Source organism: Rhizobium sp. CBN3, assembly GCF_030518245.1.
In the GTDB taxonomy this organism is placed as follows: Bacteria; Pseudomonadota; Alphaproteobacteria; order Rhizobiales; family Rhizobiaceae; genus Rhizobium; species Rhizobium aethiopicum_A.
On record NZ_JAULSE010000010.1, the window covers coordinates 24,433 to 36,549 of the forward strand.

The 12,117-nt window shown below is 58.1% G+C and carries 19 protein-coding genes and 1 pseudogene; 5 read left to right on the top strand and 15 right to left on the bottom strand.

What is annotated here, in order from left to right; translation table 11 throughout:
* Nucleotides 1–3: 3 nt before the first annotated feature.
* A complete protein-coding gene (locus tag QWJ46_RS16260) occupies nucleotides 4–930 on the top strand; it encodes a DUF2167 domain-containing protein (RefSeq protein WP_302752115.1) in 927 nt (308 codons plus the stop codon).
* A gap of 72 nt (nucleotides 931–1,002) precedes the next feature.
* On the opposite strand, the gene QWJ46_RS16265 is transcribed toward QWJ46_RS16260, so the two are convergent.
* The 5 genes from QWJ46_RS16265 to gatB all read right to left on the bottom strand — a co-directional run bounded on the left by QWJ46_RS16265 (nucleotide 1,003) and on the right by gatB (nucleotide 4,540).
* Entirely contained in the window at nucleotides 1,003–1,437 is a 435-nt protein-coding gene (locus QWJ46_RS16265; RefSeq protein WP_302752116.1) for a DUF2155 domain-containing protein, read from the bottom strand.
* A gap of 114 nt (nucleotides 1,438–1,551) precedes the next feature.
* Nucleotides 1,552–1,950 carry an NADH:ubiquinone oxidoreductase subunit NDUFA12 gene (locus QWJ46_RS16270; protein WP_184460379.1) on the bottom strand — a complete coding sequence of 133 codons (399 nt, stop codon included), beginning with the start codon at nucleotides 1,948–1,950 and terminating at the stop codon, nucleotides 1,552–1,554.
* A gap of 102 nt (nucleotides 1,951–2,052) precedes the next feature.
* Nucleotides 2,053–2,526, bottom strand: a complete 474-nt coding sequence (locus QWJ46_RS16275; protein WP_302752117.1) for a GNAT family N-acetyltransferase — start codon at nucleotides 2,524–2,526, stop codon at nucleotides 2,053–2,055.
* A gap of 4 nt (nucleotides 2,527–2,530) precedes the next feature.
* The gene (locus QWJ46_RS16280; RefSeq protein ID WP_302752118.1) at nucleotides 2,531–3,034 is read right to left on the bottom strand and encodes a GNAT family N-acetyltransferase; all 504 of its coding nucleotides are present in this window, start codon (nucleotides 3,032–3,034) and stop codon (nucleotides 2,531–2,533) included.
* Nucleotides 3,035–3,037: 3 nt separating this feature from the next.
* The gene (gatB, locus tag QWJ46_RS16285; protein WP_302752119.1) at nucleotides 3,038–4,540 is read right to left on the bottom strand and encodes an Asp-tRNA(Asn)/Glu-tRNA(Gln) amidotransferase subunit GatB; all 1,503 of its coding nucleotides are present in this window, start codon (nucleotides 4,538–4,540) and stop codon (nucleotides 3,038–3,040) included.
* Nucleotides 4,541–4,681: 141 nt separating this feature from the next.
* Between gatB and QWJ46_RS16290 the strand changes: the two genes are divergently transcribed.
* Complete coding sequence (locus QWJ46_RS16290; RefSeq protein WP_302752120.1) at nucleotides 4,682–4,993, top strand: DUF1294 domain-containing protein; 312 nt, start codon at nucleotides 4,682–4,684, stop codon at nucleotides 4,991–4,993.
* Nucleotides 4,994–4,996: 3 nt separating this feature from the next.
* Here QWJ46_RS16290 and QWJ46_RS16295 read toward each other — a convergent pair whose 3' ends face one another.
* On the bottom strand, nucleotides 4,997–5,506 hold the full coding sequence (locus tag QWJ46_RS16295) for a GNAT family N-acetyltransferase (RefSeq protein ID WP_302752121.1): 510 nt from the start codon (nucleotides 5,504–5,506) through the stop codon (nucleotides 4,997–4,999).
* A gap of 298 nt (nucleotides 5,507–5,804) precedes the next feature.
* Here QWJ46_RS16295 and QWJ46_RS16300 point away from each other — a divergent pair, with 298 nt between their 5' ends.
* Nucleotides 5,805–6,062, top strand: coding sequence for a YjhX family toxin (locus tag QWJ46_RS16300; RefSeq protein ID WP_302752122.1), 258 nt, complete (start codon nucleotides 5,805–5,807; stop codon nucleotides 6,060–6,062).
* 636 nt (nucleotides 6,063–6,698) lie between these two features.
* Here the strand turns inward: QWJ46_RS16300 and QWJ46_RS16305 are convergent.
* Together QWJ46_RS16305 and QWJ46_RS16310 are read right to left on the bottom strand one after the other, a co-directional pair.
* Nucleotides 6,699–6,959: a hypothetical protein gene (locus QWJ46_RS16305; RefSeq protein WP_302752123.1), complete on the bottom strand. Its 261-nt coding sequence runs from the start codon at nucleotides 6,957–6,959 to the stop codon at nucleotides 6,699–6,701.
* 44 nt (nucleotides 6,960–7,003) lie between these two features.
* Nucleotides 7,004–7,543 carry an Imm21 family immunity protein gene (locus tag QWJ46_RS16310; RefSeq protein ID WP_302752124.1) on the bottom strand — a complete coding sequence of 180 codons (540 nt, stop codon included), beginning with the start codon at nucleotides 7,541–7,543 and terminating at the stop codon, nucleotides 7,004–7,006.
* 70 nt (nucleotides 7,544–7,613) lie between these two features.
* On the opposite strand from QWJ46_RS16310, the gene QWJ46_RS31270 reads away from it, so the two are divergent.
* On the top strand, nucleotides 7,614–7,706 hold the full coding sequence (locus QWJ46_RS31270; RefSeq protein WP_368046092.1) for a hypothetical protein: 93 nt from the start codon (nucleotides 7,614–7,616) through the stop codon (nucleotides 7,704–7,706).
* 109 nt (nucleotides 7,707–7,815) lie between these two features.
* Here QWJ46_RS31270 and QWJ46_RS16315 read toward each other — a convergent pair whose 3' ends face one another.
* The 3 genes from QWJ46_RS16315 to QWJ46_RS16325 all read right to left on the bottom strand — a co-directional run bounded on the left by QWJ46_RS16315 (nucleotide 7,816) and on the right by QWJ46_RS16325 (nucleotide 9,168).
* The gene (locus tag QWJ46_RS16315) at nucleotides 7,816–8,469 is read right to left on the bottom strand and encodes a hypothetical protein (protein WP_302752125.1); all 654 of its coding nucleotides are present in this window, start codon (nucleotides 8,467–8,469) and stop codon (nucleotides 7,816–7,818) included.
* Nucleotides 8,470–8,485: 16 nt separating this feature from the next.
* Nucleotides 8,486–8,641, bottom strand: a complete 156-nt coding sequence (locus QWJ46_RS16320; RefSeq protein ID WP_302752126.1) for a hypothetical protein — start codon at nucleotides 8,639–8,641, stop codon at nucleotides 8,486–8,488.
* Between the two features lie 65 nt (nucleotides 8,642–8,706).
* Entirely contained in the window at nucleotides 8,707–9,168 is a 462-nt protein-coding gene (locus QWJ46_RS16325) for a hypothetical protein (protein WP_302752127.1), read from the bottom strand.
* A gap of 22 nt (nucleotides 9,169–9,190) precedes the next feature.
* On the opposite strand from QWJ46_RS16325, the gene QWJ46_RS16330 reads away from it, so the two are divergent.
* Nucleotides 9,191–9,355, top strand: coding sequence for a hypothetical protein (locus QWJ46_RS16330; RefSeq protein ID WP_221122832.1), 165 nt, complete (start codon nucleotides 9,191–9,193; stop codon nucleotides 9,353–9,355).
* A gap of 118 nt (nucleotides 9,356–9,473) precedes the next feature.
* Here QWJ46_RS16330 and QWJ46_RS16335 read toward each other — a convergent pair whose 3' ends face one another.
* From QWJ46_RS16335 to gatC, 4 genes and pseudogenes are all read right to left on the bottom strand, one after another.
* Nucleotides 9,474–9,749 (bottom strand): hypothetical protein, encoded by a 276-nt coding sequence (locus tag QWJ46_RS16335; RefSeq protein ID WP_302752128.1) that lies wholly within the window; start codon nucleotides 9,747–9,749, stop codon nucleotides 9,474–9,476.
* Nucleotides 9,750–9,775: 26 nt separating this feature from the next.
* Nucleotides 9,776–10,241, bottom strand: a pseudogene (locus QWJ46_RS16340) (N-acetyltransferase family protein).
* A 20-nt stretch (nucleotides 10,242–10,261) separates the two neighbouring features.
* Complete coding sequence (gene gatA / locus QWJ46_RS16345; RefSeq protein WP_302752129.1) at nucleotides 10,262–11,743, bottom strand: Asp-tRNA(Asn)/Glu-tRNA(Gln) amidotransferase subunit GatA; 1,482 nt, start codon at nucleotides 11,741–11,743, stop codon at nucleotides 10,262–10,264.
* A 60-nt stretch (nucleotides 11,744–11,803) separates the two neighbouring features.
* Nucleotides 11,804–12,091, bottom strand: coding sequence for an Asp-tRNA(Asn)/Glu-tRNA(Gln) amidotransferase subunit GatC (gene gatC, locus QWJ46_RS16350; protein ID WP_011425142.1), 288 nt, complete (start codon nucleotides 12,089–12,091; stop codon nucleotides 11,804–11,806).
* Nucleotides 12,092–12,117: the final 26 nt, after the last annotated feature.

Sequence of the window (12,117 nt, forward strand, 5' to 3'; positions counted from 1 at the left end):
ATTTTGAAACGATATTTTGCGGCTGCAATCCTTTTCGCCTTGTTCACGGGTCAAGCCGGGGCAAGCCCTTACCAGGAGATGTTCCCTGGCAGGGCTTTTTCGGACGCAGAAAAACCACTGCTGCAAAAGCTCGATTTTCAGCAGGGTGCGATCAAGCTGCCTGCTGCAAAGGCAACGATGAACGTGCCAGAAGGCTTCTACTATCTCAATTCCGCAGATACGAAGAAGGTGCTGGTCGATATCTGGGGAAATCCGCCGCAGGCGGCGGAGGGAACGATGGGGATGATCTTCCCGGTGAAATACGCGCCGACCGATATCGCGGCCTGGGGTTCCATCGTCGAATACAGCGCCGACGGCTATGTCTCAGATACCGACGCCGCCACGACCGACTACGATGAACTGCTGCAGAACATCAAGGATTCCATTCGGGAAAACAACGTCGAGCGCGAAAAGCAGGGTTTTCAAAAGATCACGCTTATCGGTTGGGCCTCGACGCCGCATTACGACAAGTCTGCGCATGCGTTGCATTGGGCGCGCGATCTGCTGTTCGGCGATGATGCGCAAGCCCCGCATACGCTCAACTACTCCGTACGCGTTCTTGGCCGCGAGGGCGTATTCGAGTTCGATTTCGTGGCCGGCCTGAGCCAGTTGAAGGAGATCGAGCAGGTCATTCCGACCGTCACGACGCTCGTGCAGTTCGACAAGGGAATGGCCTATACCGATTTCGTCGAAGGTGACAAGATCGCGGCCTACGGAATGGCCGGGATGATCGCCGCCGGTGCTGGCGCCAAGATCGCCGCAAAGGTGGGGCTCCTGGCGCTTGCCGCCGCCTTCCTCAAAAAAGCCGGCATCCTTATCGTCATCGTGCTTGGCGGTGCGCTTCGTTTTGCCAAAGGTCTTTTCACGAGGAACAAGACACCGTCCGCATAGGCTCGCGGCCTAACCGGGGGATGGCGCCGAAATTGTGAAGCTTTTTCGGCGTCTGCCTAGCTGATATATCAATCAGCGGGCTGTCGCCTTGTCCGGTGCCGGCACATCCGAGCTTGTCTTGCAGTCCTTCAGCCAGACGTCGTAGATCGGGTGCTCGACGGCGTTGAGGCCGGGGCTGTCGGCGAACATCCAGCCGGTGAAGATGCGGCGGATCTTGCGGTCGAGGGTGATTTCGTCGACCTCGACGAAACCGTCGATCTTCTGGGCTTCGGCCTGGTCGCGCGAATAGCAGGCCTTCGGCGTCACCTGCAGGGCGCCGAACTGTACCGTCTCATTGACATAGACATCGAACGTCGTGATGCGGCCGGTGATCTTGTCGAGACCGGAGAAGACGGCAACCGGATTGTCGATGCGGGCGGCATGCGCCGCAACCGGTGGAAGCAGAGCCGAGAGCGCCAGCAGCGATCCGGCGCCACGCAGGACCACGTTCCGCGTGAAGAGCTTCATATGCACCCGTCTCCAGATATTTTCGGTTCACGGCCGCGGTCAAGCGCGGCCAACCTGCGGGTAAAGGTCAATTGTGGCCAAAAGCCGGGCTTGCGATCGCCCGGTCGAGCCGTCTCAGTTGCCGGGCGTCCAGGCGTCGTAATCGCCGGTGACGCGCGGCCGCTCACCGGGAACTGCGAGCGAGCCCGGCGGACGGTAAGCCTGCGGCGAACCGGTGAGGTTCGGACGATGCGCCTTCTGCCATTCCTTGGCGACATAATTTTCCTTGGACGGCGGAACATCAGTGCGATGATGCATCCAACCATGCCAGCCCGGCGGAATGGCGGAAGCTTCGGCATAGCCTTTGTAGATCACCCAGCGCTTCGGCAGACCGTAGGAGGACATGCCGCCTTGATAATAGACGTTGCCGAATTCATCCTCGCCGACGCGCTTGCCAAAACGCCAGGTCGCAAAACGCGTGCCTATCGTCTGACTGTTCCACCAGGTGAAGATTTGAACCAGAAGATCCCGCATGTCTTTTCCTTGTGCCCGCCAGCGCGGGCCAAACCAGAATTTAGCTCCCCGCTTATGCCGTCGCCAAGCCGAATTGTCCAGCGATTCCACGAGAGGCGAGGGTCATTTCAAGGCCATCTTGAAACCGAGATGCGAAGGCTTGAAGCCAAGCCTTTCATAGAAACGATGGGCATCCTTGCGTATGACATTCGAGGTCAGCTGTACCAGCCGCACGCCGCGGCTTTTTGCCTCGGCAACGGCGAATTCGATCATTCCAGTGCCGATGCCCTGCCCGCGCATGTCGGCCCGCGTCTGCACCGCCTCGATGATCATCGTCGAAGAACCGCGGCCTGTCAGCGAGGTCGTGAGCATCGTCTGGAACGTACCGACGATTTCGCGGCCGCGCTCTGCGACATAAAGCGTCTGGTTCAGCGAAGTCTCGATGACGGCGAAGGCCTCGGCATAATCGGCAAAAGCCTCGGCATCCGTCGTATCGCCGTGACCGCCGAGAGGATCGGCGGCAAACAGCGCCACAAGCGCCGGAAGATCGTCCCTGTGCGCCTGGCGAATGAGAATATCGGACAATTCGACCGCCACGGGATCAATGCCCTTCCAGCGGTTTTTCGAAAATCAGCGAGGGAATGCCGGATTGTCCGGGCGCGCTGTTCTCGCTGCGGCCGACTTCGGCGAAACCATGCGCCCCATAGAAGGCGATCGCCGCCGCATTCTGCGGCTCGACCTCCAGACGCATGATCTCAGCATCCGGAAAGCAGGTTTCGAGCTCGGCGAAGATATCGCGGCCGATGCCCTGGCGCTGCAGCGACGGATTGACATAGAGGAGATGCAGCATGACCGTCTTCGTCAGCGCTGGCGACATCGCGGCATAACCTACGCCGCCGATGTTGCGGCCATTATCGGCGACGAGGAGCTCGGCATCTTTGCGCGCCAGCCGTGCCTTCAACGCTGCCGGCGTAAAGAGACGGGCGATCAGCTCGTCCACCTTTGTTTTGCCGTGGAGTTCATCATAGGTGGCGTGAAAGCTTTCCACCAGAAGAGCGCGCACCTTCTCGAGGTCGCGCTCGCCGGCGGTGCGGACGAAATACACCGCTTATTCCTCGATTCCGAGCTTCGCCTTGACGAGCGCCTGGACCGCCTGCGGATTGGCCTTGCCGCCGGTCGCCTTCATCACCTGGCCGACGAACCATGCCGCCATGGTCGGCTTCGCCTTGACCTTTTCGACCTGTTCGGGGTTGGCGGCGATGATCTCGTCCACGGCCTTTTCGATGGCGCCGGTATCCGTCACCTGTTTCATGCCGCGCGATTCGACGATCTCGGCGGGATCGCCGCCTTCGGTCAGCACGATCTCGAAAAGGTCCTTGGCGATCTTGCCGGAGATGGTCCCCGCCTTGATGAGGTCGATGATGGCGCCGAGCTGGGCCGGCGAGACCGGTGTCTGTTCGATGTCCTTGCCGGTACGGTTGAGTGCGCCGAGTAGGTCGTTGATCACCCAGTTTGCCGCCGTCTTGCCGTCACGGCCGGCGGCCACGGCCTCGAAATAATCGGCGATCGCCTTTTCGGAAACGAGCACGGAGGCATCGTAGACCGACAGGCCGAGTTCACGCACGAAGCGCTCCTTCTTGTCGTCGGGCAGTTCCGGCAGATCGGCTTCGAGCGCCTTGATGAAGGCGTCGTCGAATTCGAGCGGCAACAGATCCGGATCGGGGAAGTAGCGATAATCATGCGCGTCTTCCTTCGAGCGCATCGAGCGCGTCTCGCCCTTGTTGGGGTCGAAGAGGCGCGTCTCCTGATCGATCGTGCCACCGTCTTCCAGAATGCCGATCTGGCGGCGGGCTTCGTATTCGATCGCCTGGCCGATGAAGCGGATCGAGTTGACGTTCTTGATTTCGCAGCGCGTGCCGAAAGCCTCGCCCGGACGGCGGACGGAGACGTTGACGTCGGCGCGCATCGAGCCTTCGTCCATGTTGCCGTCGCAAGTGCCGAGATAACGGACGATCGACCGCAGCTTGGTCATATAGGCCTTGGCTTCGTCGGACGAGCGCATGTCAGGCTTGGAGACGATCTCCATCAGCGCCACGCCGGACCGGTTGAGGTCGACATAGGACATGGTCGCGTGCTGGTCGTGCATCGACTTGCCGGCATCCTGCTCCAGGTGCAGGCGCTCGATGCCGATCTCGATGTCCTCGAAATGGCCCTGACGGTCCGGCCCGAGCGAAATGACAATCTTGCCCTCGCCGACGATCGGGTCCTTGTACTGCGAGATCTGATAGCCCTGCGGCAGGTCGGGGTAGAAGTAGTTCTTGCGGTCGAAGAGCGAACGTTTGTTGATCTCAGCTTTGAGGCCGAGACCGGTGCGCACGGCCTGCTTGACGCATTCCTCGTTGATGACGGGCAGCATGCCGGGCATGGCGGCATCGACCAGCGAAACGTTCGAATTCTGCGGCTTGCCGAATTCCGTCGAGGCGCCGGAGAAGAGCTTCGAGTTGGACAGCACCTGGGCATGGACTTCCATGCCGACGATGACTTCCCAGTCGCCGGTGGCGCCGGGGATGAAGCGTTTCGGATCGGGCGTGCGGACGTCGACAAGGGTCATCTGATGCTCTTTGCAGGCTGTTCTTTTCCACTGGTGAGGTAAAGGAAATGGCGTTCCGGTGCAAGGCTTTCGCCATCGCGCACCGCGGTTTGACGGAGCGACATTTGCCGCGGGTTAACCGAGGCATGGCAGTGTAGCCACATGACGATGACCGACATCACCAAAATGGCCGTACTGTTTCTGGCGCTGAACCTCATCGTCTTTTCGATCTATTTCCTCGATAAGCAGGCGGCGCGCAATGGCGGGTGGCGCATCAGCGAGCGCACGCTTCTGACTCTTGCGCTGATCGGCGGCAGCCTCGGCGCGGTGGCGGCGCAGCAGTTGCTGCGGCACAAGACGAGAAAGGAGCCGTTCCGGTCGATCCTGGCGGCAATCCTGATCCTCCACGGCGCCTTGGCCACGGCGCTGACCCTCGCGCCGCTATGGGCCCCTCACCTTCATCTGGATTTTTAAACGTCAGAATTCCTGCCCATAGCCGCCTTGGCTGTCCGAAACCAGCGGCTTCGTCAGCCCGACAGAGGGCACGTCGCGGTCAAGCTTCGGATTATAGGCGACCGACAGCCAGTGGATGCCATAACCGTGCTTCCGAAAAAAGCCGATTGCCTCGCTATTGCCGGAATGGGTCTGCACCGTCGCCGTGTCGAAACCTCGACCGGCAATATCCTTCTCGATGCGTTCGAGGAGGGCTGAGCCGAGTCCCTGCCGGGTGAAGATGGGATCGATCCAAAAATCCGAGATGGTTTCATCCAATCCCTCGCGTGCAGCCCAGCCTACGACCTGGCCGTTCTGCTCGATGACGGTGATGGTCAGCCAGTCATTCTCCACGAAGTTGCGAAAGGCGTTGCGCGCCGCGTCGATCATCGCATCCGATTCGCCGATCGACGCCATCGCCTTCTGCCAGGCCCTGAGCCCGATCTCGCTCAATAGCTCCGCTTCCCCGTCTCGGGCGTTGCGAATGTGGATCAACGACACCTCCGCGTTACCCCTCTAACTAGATCACTGAGTCGCGGAATTTACCAGTAGCGGCAAAGGGACGATCAACCGAAACCAGGGTTTTCGACCGGTTTTCACCGACAGGGATGCTCTTGACCGCTTTTTTCGGGCTGAATAATAGATGTTTTATGTTGAGCCAGTCTGAGACCCGGTAAAGGCCCTGCCCGCAAGTTTTCTTGCGCGCATGGGCCCGAAAAACGAAGCCCTGACGTTCGAATGAGCGCCAGATCGTTTTTGTGCGCGCCTACGGCGCGATACCGGATCTCACAACATGGACATTTCCCGCACGGAGCAGCGCATCCTGCATCTCATGGCCCAAGGTGGCCGTATCGAAATTACCCGCGACGACAACAGAAAAATCGAGAACGTCAGTTGCTTCACCCGAGACGGCTGGCTCTATCCCGGCGTCGACCTCGATCTCTTCAGGAGATTGAAACGGCTGAAGGCGATTAGGTCTTCAGGCGGCCAACCCTACCGGATAACCGAACGAGGACTGAGACTGGTCAGGTCTCAGTTGGACAATAGATAGGTCAATTGACTAACTCACCCTGATCGCGCCTTGAACCGGCGCGGTCAGGGCCAGTTCCTATTCACGTGCGACCATTTTCAACAGTTCGCATAAAAAGTGAGCTCCATTCTAGGCGTGTAGTCCCGGAGAGTAACGGGGTAACCTACGCACGACTTACCGCTGAGACAAACAGGTTAGAATGGATGGAACTGAAGCGCGGCCATCCCAATTGGCTTACCTATTGCGTCCCGACAGTTCTCAGCCAGGCGTCTCCAATTTCTGCGCGCTCAGCTTCCCACTCGGGCGGAAGATCTGCGATCTGATTAAGCGTCGGGTCGGCATCGAGCAAGACGCCCACGCTAACATGGTATGGTTCAAGCGGATCACTATGATCAACACCCCCGCATATAAACTGCCAGTCGCCGTCTCCTCTAATAACGAGGAGTGCAGGTCGTTCACGCCGGAACAGATGGCCACAGCAGTAGACGCCTAACCGTGGATCTTCGAACTTTGAACTGCCCATCCCGTATTCCTATCTAGCCATGTGGCATCCATTGCCGCCGCTCTTCTTCACCCTTGCTCCGTCGGGGCCATAGGCGAAGCTCACCGTGGCGCCGTTCTGGGTGATGCTCGCCAGCCGGTTGGCGCCGTCCCAGCTCAGCGTGCGGGCACATCCGAGACCATGTTGCCGTTGGCGTCATAGTCGATGGTCTTGGCGCCAATCTGCGTTGCCGCATGCGGGCGGATCGCGGATGCCGCCGCGGGATAGACATAGCTGCCGATCCGGGTGCGGGAGAGAAGATTGTGATTTGTATCGTAGCTGTAGGTCTCGTCGAGCGTGTTGTCGCCGGCATTGTCGGCGCCGGTCAGGCGAGAGAGATCGTCATAGGTGTAGGTAAATTTGCCGTTGGCTGCCATGTCTGTGCCCGAAAAAGCGATCCGTTGCCCTCGCGGAGACTCAGTTACGTCTGATACCGACGAAACTCGTGAATCAATAAGGAACTTCTCTCATCTGGTTCAAACAATTTGCTAACGACGATATATTTGCCCGGCTGAAAATCCAAACTCAAGTACGCATCCCCGACTTCAGAAAACGGATAAGCGGAGTCGAAAATTACTATTTCACCCTCTCTTATTTCAACATTGACAGACTCGACGGAATCTATCTCATCAAGAACTTTTAGATCATTCAATTTTTCGACCACATCAACTCCCTGATCTGAATAAAAAATTCTTACTATAAATGGAATATCCCCAACTCCGTAAGAAACCCGTGTTTCCAGCGGCATATCTCCAAGGACGACCGCGAAGCCAGTATTCAGCGGGATGACACCCAGATAATCTTGAACATCACAAGCTCTTTCGTAGTCACTAAAAAATTTAGTATAAATTCCATTCCCGAAGTTAGTCCCTCCGACTCCGAGCCATTGAGCTGCATTACGCCTTTCTATACATACAAGCGGTCCGCCACCAGATTTAATCCGATCTAACGAATTCTTCATGATTATCTAACTCCACCGAGCCATCGGAGCTCCTGCCCTGTACATTGCTGCACATTTTACATGCAACCCGCTGACGGCAAGCGATCCGGATCTCGGCAACTGGTCCTATGACTATGACGATGCCGACCGGCTGATCCGCAGACGGATGCACGCGGCGCGGTGACGACGATGGCCTATGACAGATGGGCCGAGTCACCCGCAAGGAGATGACGGAGCCGGTGCGATGGTGCCGACGCTGCTGGCCGAGAACAGCTGTGATGAGCTGGCCGCAATCACGTTGATATCGCGCCAAGATCCCGGAACACGTTATCCAAATACTCGCGAACTTCAACAGAGCGATCTAGGCCGGATCTTATGTTTACATTCTCGTACGGTCTAAGAGCAGCACGTATTACACCTGGGCTTGTGCCGTCGATGCTTGAAGCGAGGTAGGCATATTCCGCAGCCCTTGCCGCGCCATTACACCAGGCCCACGGCATCCATTTGTAATCACTTATCAGAAGATCGCAAAGCTTGTCCTTCGAGATCAAAAACCCTCCCAGCTCACGGTCGAAGCGATGGATGTCGGCTTTAGCCTTCTCAAGCATTAACTTCAAATTCCCGCCATGGTCACTCAACCGTAGCGATGACCGTTCTCCCCATGAGTAGTATTGCCCCAATTGGCACCGCTGATTAAATCGGCTTTCCACCCTACTGTTTCTCCCGCCGTAGAGTTTCAAGCACTTTTCTGCAAAACTAAACGCGCCAATGTTCCGCAGCCCAAAGTCACATGCGAAGTTGTTTACGGGTCTGCCAAATAAATTCCACTCAACAAAACTCTCTGTCTCGCCATCATTGCTACGGCAATATAAAAATTTTGATACTTTCATGAACCCTATCTGCGCCATTTTTTCGTCTATCGCAGATGTGATTTCTTTTAGAAACATTTAGGCGCTGCTCCCATCACTTCACAATCGCGTCGAGCAGTATCTTGCTCTCAGATAAGAGAGAACGAAGAACGGCGTTTGGCGCATGCCGATTTTCGAAGCGCCACCAAATTGCATTACAGAAATATTTTTCCGAACCTTGGCTGCGATCAAGCTTCACCGTATCAGACATTGATGTTTTCACCTCGAAACCGACAATCTTTCCGAACTAGTCGCCCCAAGGATGAAAGCTCTATGTCACGCCGAATCTGTTTCCGGTGTCCAACCAGATTCAATTCGCTCGACCAACAACGTATCGTTCCACACCCCACGAATCGGCAGCTGACGCTGTTCAGCAGATAACTGCCCGATCAGCCATTCCTTTTCACCGTCCCACAGCCACCACACGCCCACCTTCCGCGTAGCCGGATCTACAACACCGGCACGGAACGTCGGGAATTTCGTGGCGTAAGATGGCAGCGGCACATTGTCAACAATTGACACAATGCCTCGATCAACCGCTGCGCTTAGCGGAAAGAAACACATAAACACTGGCCGGCTGTTTGCTAAATCGGCAAAGCTGTCGGGCCGATCATCAAAAAAATTCCCAAATACCCGAAGCAACGCACCATATTGCTTATGCTTGTGCGCGTAATGCGCGTAAGCCAATCCTTTCGCGGTGTTGATCTCGATAATATCGCCGATTCTCAGCATCGCCATTTTAGTACCCCGGATAGCCAACTTGTTTCAACAGATCGGCCCACGTTGCTTTGCTCCAGCATATGCAGTTGAGATGCTGTTGATCACGTTCATCAATCCAGCATTTCTGGCCAAACCGTACTTCTCAAAAGAATTTGCACAACAGCCTTGGCAGGTTGAAGACTGTCGGCTGCAGCGCATCCTTTGACGCGGGAGACAAGGAGCCCATCGCGGCCGGGGGGCTGTCAGGTCGCAGCTGGACAATAGATAGGTCGGCGACCAACTCACTCTGGCCGCGCCTTAAACCGGCGCGGTCAGGGCAAAGCTCAAGCCTTTGCAGACAATTCCGCCCGCATCGCCGCCCACTCGTCGGCGATCGTGCCCGTGCCGCGCATCTTGCCGGCGCGGCGATACCAGTAGTCGGCATTCCAGTCGTCGCCCTCGATGCGATGGCAGAGGGCGTGGCCCCAGTCGAACGGCTGTTCGCCTTCGTGGCGCTGACAGATATCGTGAACTGCCTGCCAATCCGCGCCCATCGCGAAGCCGCCGGCGGCAAGGTGATCGATTGCCTCGATCAGGCGCACAAGATCATTGCCTGCCATGTCGCCCTCCCAGTTTCGGCTATTGCTCAGCCTAGCTGCTTCTCCAGGTGCACCTTTTCGAGCGGGACGCCCATGCTCCTGGAGAATTCGATACCGTGCCAGATGATGGTGAAACCGCACCGTTTGTAAAGCCGGATCGCGCCTATGTTCCTGGCATGGGTGTCGATCCGGGCGGTCGTCAGTCCTTCAGCCGTCATCAACTCGCACAGATACGACAGCAGAGCCTCGCCCCCCCCCCTTACGCTGATGATCGGGATTCACCCAGAGATCGGACACATAGTTGGGTTCGCCTTCACGTGCGCCCCACCCGACGATCTCACCACCTATTTCAGCAACGAAGATCTCGCCTTTCGTGTCTTTGGGAAAGACGGCGAACTCATGCTGCACTTTGGCAATCACATCAGGGTCGCGATAATTCTCGTCGAAGGCGTCGGCTGCGGCCCGTGCGGCGAAGCCGACGGCTCCGACCGTTTCTCGGTCGGCGGAGGTCATCTTTCGGATCGTGAGACCCGTTACCACCACTTGGCCGGCGTAAATTTGCCGGCGGCCTGTTCGATGACGTAGGCGGTCTTGAAGAGGGTCTCCTCGTCGAAGGCCTTGCCGATGAGCTGCAGGCCAAGCGGCAGGCCCTTATGGTCGAGGCCGGCAGGCACGGCGATGCCGGGCAGGCCCGCCATGTTGACCGTCACCGTGAAGATGTCGTTCAGGTACATCTTCACCGGATCGGCCGCGAGGTTTTCGTCAGCAACGCCGAAGGCGGAGGACGGCGTCGCCGGCGTCAGGATGGCGTCGACGCCCGCATCGAAGGCCAGTTCGAAATCGCGTTTGATCAGTGTGCGGACCTTCTGGGCGCGGATGTAATAAGCGTCGTAGTAGCCGGCCGACAGCACATAGGTGCCGATCATGATGCGGCGCTTGACTTCCTGGCCGAAACCTGCGGCGCGCGTCTTTTCGTACATGTCGACGATATCCTTGCCGTCGACACGCAGGCCGTAGCGCACGCCGTCGTATCGCGCGAGGTTCGAGGACGCCTCGGCAGGCGCGACGATGTAATAGGCCGGAAGCGCGTATTTGGTGTGCGGCAGGGAGATATCGACGATCTCGGCGCCGGCATCCTTCAGCCAGGCGATGCCGTGGCGCCAGAGGGTCTCAATCTCCTCAGGCATGCCGTCGACGCGGTATTCATTCGGAATGCCGATCTTCATGCCCTTCAGCGACTGGCCGAGGACGGCCTCATAATCGGGCACCGGCAGATCAACAGACGTGGTGTCCTTGGCGTCGACGCTTGCCATCGACTTCAGCAGGATAGCGGCATCGCGCACATCACGGGCAATCGGGCCTGCCTGGTCGAGCGAGGAGGCAAAGGCGACGGTGCCCCAGCGCGAGCAGCGGCCATAGGTCGGCTTGATGCCGACGGTGCCGGTGAAGGCGGCCGGCTGGCGGATTGAGCCGCCGGTATCGGTCGCTGTGGCGCCGGCGCAAAGATGGGCGGCAACAGCAGCGGCCGAGCCGCCGGAGGAGCCGCCTGGAACGAGTTGCTGGTTGGAGCCCGACGCACGCCAGGGATTGATCACCGGGCCGTAATAGGACGTCTCGTTGGACGAGCCCATGGCGAACTCGTCCATGTTCAGCTTGCCGAGCATGACGGCGCCATCGTCCCAGAGGTTCTGAGTGACGGTCGATTCATAACGCGGCTCGAAACGATCGAGGATATGGCTACAGGCTTGGGTGTGGACGCCGACGGTTGCAAACAGATCCTTGATGCCGAGCGGAATGCCTTCGAGCTCGCCCGCCGTGCCGGCTGCAATCCGCTCGTCGGACTTCCTGGCCATGAGGCGGGCGAGATCCGGCGTCACCTTGACATAGGCGTTCAGCCGGTCGTTGGCCGCGTCAATTGCCGCGATATAGGCTTCGGTCAGTTCGAGCGCGGTGATTTCCTTGGCGCGCAGCTTCTCGCGGGCTTCGGCAATGGTCAGACTGGTGAGTTCGCTCATCTTTGTTTTCGCTTCAGGTCTTGAAAATGGCAACAGGGTCGGAAAGAGGCTTTCGACGCCTTATTCGACGACTTTCGGCACCAGGAAAAAATTATGGTCGGTGACCGGCGCATTGGCGACGATATCGGCGGCCTTGTTGCCGTCGGTCACCTCGTCGGCCCGCTTTTTCATCGCCATCGGCGTCACCGACGTCATCGCCTCGACGCCATCGACATTGACTTCGGAGAGCTGCTCGACGAAGCCGAGGATGCCGTTCAACTCGCCGACCATGCGATTTGCCTCATCCTCGGAGACGGCAATACGGGCAAGTTTGGCGACGCGCTTCACGGTGGCAAGATCGACGGACATGGCATTCTCCGGATAGGATTTTTCCC

What these genes read in the sequence shown, in the direction of transcription:
- QWJ46_RS16315 (WP_302752125.1), bottom strand. Translation starts at nt 8,469, where the DNA reads ATGTTTCTAAAAGAAATCACATCTGCGATAGACGAAAAAATGGCGCAG.
- gatC (WP_011425142.1), bottom strand. Translation starts at nt 12,091, where the DNA reads ATGTCCGTCGATCTTGCCACCGTGAAGCGCGTCGCCAAACTTGCCCGT.
- gatA (WP_302752129.1), bottom strand. Translation starts at nt 11,743, where the DNA reads ATGAGCGAACTCACCAGTCTGACCATTGCCGAAGCCCGCGAGAAGCTG.
- QWJ46_RS16290 (WP_302752120.1), top strand. Translation starts at nt 4,682, where the DNA reads ATGACGATGACCGACATCACCAAAATGGCCGTACTGTTTCTGGCGCTG.
- QWJ46_RS16265 (WP_302752116.1), bottom strand. Translation starts at nt 1,437, where the DNA reads ATGAAGCTCTTCACGCGGAACGTGGTCCTGCGTGGCGCCGGATCGCTG.
- QWJ46_RS16325 (WP_302752127.1), bottom strand. Translation starts at nt 9,168, where the DNA reads ATGGCGATGCTGAGAATCGGCGATATTATCGAGATCAACACCGCGAAA.
- QWJ46_RS16310 (WP_302752124.1), bottom strand. Translation starts at nt 7,543, where the DNA reads ATGAAGAATTCGTTAGATCGGATTAAATCTGGTGGCGGACCGCTTGTA.
- QWJ46_RS16320 (WP_302752126.1), bottom strand. Translation starts at nt 8,641, where the DNA reads ATGTCTGATACGGTGAAGCTTGATCGCAGCCAAGGTTCGGAAAAATAT.
- QWJ46_RS16300 (WP_302752122.1), top strand. Translation starts at nt 5,805, where the DNA reads ATGGACATTTCCCGCACGGAGCAGCGCATCCTGCATCTCATGGCCCAA.
- gatB (WP_302752119.1), bottom strand. Translation starts at nt 4,540, where the DNA reads ATGACCCTTGTCGACGTCCGCACGCCCGATCCGAAACGCTTCATCCCC.
- QWJ46_RS16305 (WP_302752123.1), bottom strand. Translation starts at nt 6,959, where the DNA reads ATGGCAGCCAACGGCAAATTTACCTACACCTATGACGATCTCTCTCGC.
- QWJ46_RS16335 (WP_302752128.1), bottom strand. Translation starts at nt 9,749, where the DNA reads ATGGCAGGCAATGATCTTGTGCGCCTGATCGAGGCAATCGATCACCTT.
- QWJ46_RS16270 (WP_184460379.1), bottom strand. Translation starts at nt 1,950, where the DNA reads ATGCGGGATCTTCTGGTTCAAATCTTCACCTGGTGGAACAGTCAGACG.